General features: G+C 72.5%; 5 protein-coding genes. 2 read left to right on the top strand and 3 right to left on the bottom strand.

All coding sequences use genetic code 11. The features are described 5' to 3' along the window. The coding region (locus ADK55_RS09890) for a flavin-containing monooxygenase (protein WP_234349983.1) at nt 1-867 on the bottom strand (867 nt) is incomplete at its 3' end. A 395-nt stretch (nt 868-1262) separates the two neighbouring features. On the opposite strand from ADK55_RS09890, the gene ADK55_RS09885 reads away from it, so the two are divergent. Together ADK55_RS09885 and lysA are read left to right on the top strand one after the other, a co-directional pair. Further along, nucleotides 1263-1601, top strand: coding sequence for an SAV_915 family protein (locus tag ADK55_RS09885; RefSeq protein WP_053677122.1), 339 nt, complete (start codon nt 1263-1265; stop codon nt 1599-1601). Between the two features lie 10 nt (nt 1602-1611). Next, nucleotides 1612-2946: a diaminopimelate decarboxylase gene (gene lysA / locus ADK55_RS09880; RefSeq protein WP_053677121.1), complete on the top strand. Its 1335-nt coding sequence runs from the start codon at nt 1612-1614 to the stop codon at nt 2944-2946. A gap of 178 nt (nt 2947-3124) precedes the next feature. Here lysA and ADK55_RS09875 read toward each other — a convergent pair whose 3' ends face one another. Further along, entirely contained in the window at nt 3125-3613 is a 489-nt protein-coding gene (locus ADK55_RS09875) for an SRPBCC family protein (protein ID WP_053677120.1), read from the bottom strand. A 145-nt stretch (nt 3614-3758) separates the two neighbouring features. Next, nucleotides 3759-4442 (bottom strand): HemK2/MTQ2 family protein methyltransferase, encoded by a 684-nt coding sequence (locus ADK55_RS09870; RefSeq protein ID WP_053677123.1) that lies wholly within the window; start codon nt 4440-4442, stop codon nt 3759-3761. Nucleotides 4443-4862 lie beyond the last annotated feature (420 nt).

Genomic DNA, 4862 nt, shown 5'->3' with positions numbered 1-4862 from the left:
GGTCACGGCCGAGGAGAAGACCGGGTGGTCGGGTTCGGGCAGACCGTAGTCCGACAGCTTCCCCCGCGCCACGCGCAGCGCCTGCTCGACGAAGCGCCGCTGCTCGGGGAACGACATCTCGCTCCACCACGGAGCGTCGGCGATCAGGTCGACCGACATGCCGAAGAGTTGCTTGGGCACGACGTGCAGTCCCCGGCGGACGGACAGGTCGGTCCGCTCGGCATGCCGGGGGAGGTCCGCGGCGATGTCCACCCCGGATGCCCCCATCCCCACGACGACGACCCGCTGCCCGGCGAAGTCGCCGCCGTCGCGGTAGTCCATCGAGTGGAGGATCCGACCGGTGAAGGACTCGGAGCCCGGCGGCAGCGGGTCCGGCAACACCGCCTCCGTGTTGTGGCCCGAGCCGACGACCACGTGCGTGAAGCGCCGTCGTGTCCTCTCCCCGTCCGCGTCCCGACTGACGACCGTCCAGGCACCGTCGTCGTCCTGCCGTACGGAGACGACCTCGGTCCGCAGCTCGACACGGGGCAGCAGGCCGGCCCACTCGGCGAACGACCGCAGGTAGTGGGCGACATCGTGGTGTCCGGGGTAGAGCGGCAGTTCGGCCGGCATCGGGAAGTCGGAGTAACCGGTGAGCTGTTTGGCACTGTTCAGGTGCAGCGACATGTAGGCCGGTCCCCGCTCGCCGGCTCCCGGCTGCCGCCAGATCCCTCCGACGTCCGGCGCCTTCTCCAGACAGACGAAGTCCACTCCCCTGACCGAGAGAGCGTGTGCGGCCGCCAGCCCCGACAGTCCCGCACCGATGACGCACACCGTCGCGGCGGTGGGAACCTCACCGACACGCGCCCCGCCCCAGGAACTCTCCACAGAACACCATCCGTCCTTGTACCGGGCGTTGGCTTCCCCACCGCTGCGCGCCCCGCTCGGGCACGGGGGAACACGGCAGCTCACAGGGGCCCGGGGACCTCACCCTACCCAGCGGTCAAGGGAGTTGAGATTTCAAGATCGTCCCAATCCGGTCGCGGTCCGCGCACCGGTTCGCGCCGGCCCGGGCTCCTGCCCGGTGTACGGGCGTCCGCCGCGCCCCGTCGGCCGTCAGTGAGGTGTATGGAGTGGGCCGACTCCCGTCAAGGTGGCGTCAGGGGACCGGACGGACGCGGCGCGAGCGGGGATGGTTTCCATGACACGCCCCGAGCGGTCGCACCTCACGGCGAGGCACCCGGGGCGTCATCCATCGTTCGCGGTTCCCCAGGGAGAGCCCCATGTGTCTGTTCCGGTACGACGACGACCCCGAGCCCGAGGAACGGGTCCCGGCCGGGCTGCTGTACGTGCCCGTCCGGCCGGGAGGCGGGGCGGGGGTGGCCATCCGGCTGTTCCACACTCCGCTGGGCACGCGAACCGCCGTCGGTTTCACCGCTGTGGAGCGGTTGGCCGCGACCCTCGGCGAGAACCAGGCGTACGTCCCGCTGTCGGAGTCCCTGCTGCGCGAGCTGTGCGCGCCGCTCGGAGCACGACTGATCACCGTCGATCCGACGCTGTCGGCTCCCGCGGCCGTTCCGACGACCCACCGAGCGAACCGGCTCGCCGTCCGCGGCGCCTGAGGGGGACTCCATGACCATTGCCGCTCTGTCCGAGGTCGCCGCGGACGCGGACGACCTGTCCGTGTGGCCGGCCTCGGCCCACCGCCTCCCGCACGGTGGCCTCGCCGTCGGCGGGGTGTCGCTGGCCGAGGTGGCCGACCGTTTCGCCACGCCGGTGTACGTGCTGGACGAGGGCGAGGTACGGGCGCGCTGTCGTACGTACCGGGACGCGTTCCCCGACACCGATGTGCTGTACGCCGCCAAGGCGTTCCTGTCGCGGGCCGTCGTCCGCTGGGTCGACGAGGAGGGGCTCGGGCTGGACGTGTGCTCGGCGGGCGAACTCGAACTCGCCGTCACGGCGGGCTTCCCGGCGGACCGCGTCGTCCTGCACGGCAACGCGAAATCCCCGCACGACATCGAAGCGGCGCTACGGCTGGGCGTGGGCCGGATCGTCATCGACAGCCCGTCCGAGGTGGCACGGTTGGCCGCCGCCGTGGGGACGGGGGGCTTCCAACGGGTGATGGTGCGGGTGGTGCCGGGCATCTCGGCCGGCGGCCACGAGAAGATCCGCACCGGCACGGAAGGCCAGAAGTTCGGCCTGTCCCCCGCCGACGGCTCGGCGCAACGTGTCGTCGCCCGAATCCTGGGCCAACCGCAGCTCGAACTGACCGGCCTGCACTGCCACATCGGCTCGCAGATCACCGAAGTCGGGCCGTACGCGACGGCCGTACGCCGCATGGTGGACCTGATGGCCGGCATCCGCGACGCGCACGGCGTGGTGCTGCCCGAGTTGGACATGGGTGGGGGCCACGGCATCGCCTACCGTCCGGGTGAACCCGCGCTGGACCTCACCGCCCTGGCCCGGCGACTGCGCGGCGAGTTGGCGGCGGGTTGCGCGGCGGCGGGACTGACCGTCCCCCGGCTCGCCATCGAGCCGGGCCGGGCGGTGATCGGTCCGGCCGGTGTGGCGCTCTATCGGGTGCTCGCCGTCAAACACGCCGACGATCGGGTGTTCGTCGCCGTGGACGGTGGCATGAGCGACAACCCCAGGCCGGCCCTGTACGGGGTCCGGTACGCTCCCCGGCTCGTCGGCCGCCGCTCCACCGCACAGGGGCGTACGACCACCGTCGTGGGCCGGCACTGCGAGGCGGGCGACATCCTCGCGGCGGACGTGGAACTGCCCGGGGACGTCCACCCCGGCGACCTGCTGGCCGTCCCGGTCGCGGGCGCCTACCAACTGTCGATGGCCTCCGGCTACAACATGGTCGGCCGGCCGCCGGTCGTCGCGGTCGGCGACGGCACGGCCCGGCTGCTCGTGCGGCGCGAGACCCTGGCCGACTTCCGCCGCCGGGACATCGGCGGCTAGACCGTCCTGCCCCGTGCGGTCGGGCCCTGTGCGGTCGGGCGGTCATCGGTTCGTGCTCGCGGCGGTCCCGGTGGCCGGTGATGTCGTCGGGACCGCCGTCGGACCTCCACGTCGGCCGGCGTCGACCAGGAGGTTCGCGGCCACGAGCCCGCCGGGGCCCGCGTCGATCACCACGGCGTCAGGCACCGCGGGTCCTCGGCCGGTGCTGGTCCGCGACGGGGTCCTGCCCGGCGACGGGGTCCTGTTCCACGAGCCTGGCCAGGCGGGCCAGCATCCCCCGGTGGCGGAGCTGGATCAGGGCTTCGACGGCGGGGTTGTGCAGGGTGCCGCCCAGGCCGCGCAAGGGATGCTCGTCGCAGATGACCAGGGTTTCCTCGCCCCACGGCCTGAGTTGAAGGAAGATCCTCGCCGTGCCGAGGGGATCGAACGAGGCTTCCAGTTCCAGTTCCCTGCCGGTCTCGGCGTACCGGACCGTGGTGACGCCTTCGGTCGACCAGGGGCCGAGCCGCAGGGTGTAGCGCAGACGGGAGCCGACCTCGGGCCAGGTCCGGTCGAGGGGCGTGGACTGCGACGGGCCCACCACCCAGTCCTCGTAGCGGTTCGGGTCGGCGAGTACCGCCCACACCGCGTGCGGGGGGCGATGGATGAGTTGATTGCGGACGGCCATGGGTGAAGTCCCTCTGCCGGAACGGATGGTGCGTCTCCACACCGCGTGATGGCTGCTTCTTCCCGGCCCGGCCTGCTGCCTGTCTCGGGAGGGCGCTCGGGCGATGACACCCCCACGCGCGGTGCACTCGTGCCGGCGCCTCCGCTCACGCCATCGTCCCACCGTTCGTGCGAGCGGTCGCGTCGTCACCGGGCCGCCGGGCGCGGATGACGACCAGTTCCTCCCACTCCTCGGCTTCGGCCGCCAGGCCCCGCCGCTCCAGCCAGGAGCGTCGCGAGCGCAGGACGGGCCCCCACGGCACGGAGGCCCGGGCCGTGGCCTCGGCGGCCAGCCCCACGCCGGCCAGTCGGGAGATGGTTTCCTCGGCCCCGCACATCCCCGAGTGCACCATCAGCAGGACGCCGCCGGGACGCAGCAGGGCCGGGGCGCCCGCGCAGATCCGGTCGATGACGCGGCGCCCGTCGGGACCGGCGTCCCAAGCCCGCTCCGGGCCGCGCGAGGGGAGCCGGTCGCCCGGGGCCGGGACGTACGGCGGGTTCGTGACGACCAGGTCGAAGCGGCGCCCCGCCGTACGGGCCTGGAAGTCTCCGTGCAGGACGCGCAGCGGGAGCCGGTGGCGCCAGGCGTTCAGTCGTGCCGTGGTCACGGCGGCCCGGGAGACGTCGACCGCCGTGACCCGGGCTCCTCTGGACGCGGCGTGCAGCGCCAGCATTCCGGTGCCCGTGCCGATCTCCAGAACCTCCGTGCGGGGCCCGATGTCCTCGCGGGCGAGTGCGTCGCCGAGCAGCCCGGTGTCCGCCTGCGGTGGGTAGACACCGGGCAGGGCCATCAGCCCGGCGGGCAGCGAAACCAAGGACAGAGCGGTACTGGGCACCGCATACCTCCGGTTCGAACGCGGCCCGGGAATGGGCCGCTGGATTGCGCGACATGGTGCGGCTTCCCTGGTTGGAGCGCTTCACCCGAATCGCGTCGATCTTCGGAGGATCAGACGGACATTCGGCCGATCGGTCGTCCCGATCCCCATGTTTTCGGTGCATCGAGCACGTCGGGGCTCCCGGTGCACGAAAGCGCGGGAATCGTGCCGGTCACGATTCACGGGGGCTTTGGCGCCCGGTTTGTCATTCGCGACCGGGCTCCTCGGGAGAGGACGTCCGCCGAGGCCTGCGCTGTGCGTGTTCGATCATCGTGGCGATGTCCAGGCGGTCGGGACCTGTGGCCTGCTGATCGGGGCGTTCCCGGGGTATGGGGG

This window comes from Streptomyces sp. WM4235 (assembly GCF_001279725.1).
Lineage (GTDB): Bacteria > Actinomycetota > Actinomycetes > Streptomycetales > Streptomycetaceae > Streptomyces.
This window is presented reverse-complemented; position numbering and strand designations above follow the sequence as displayed.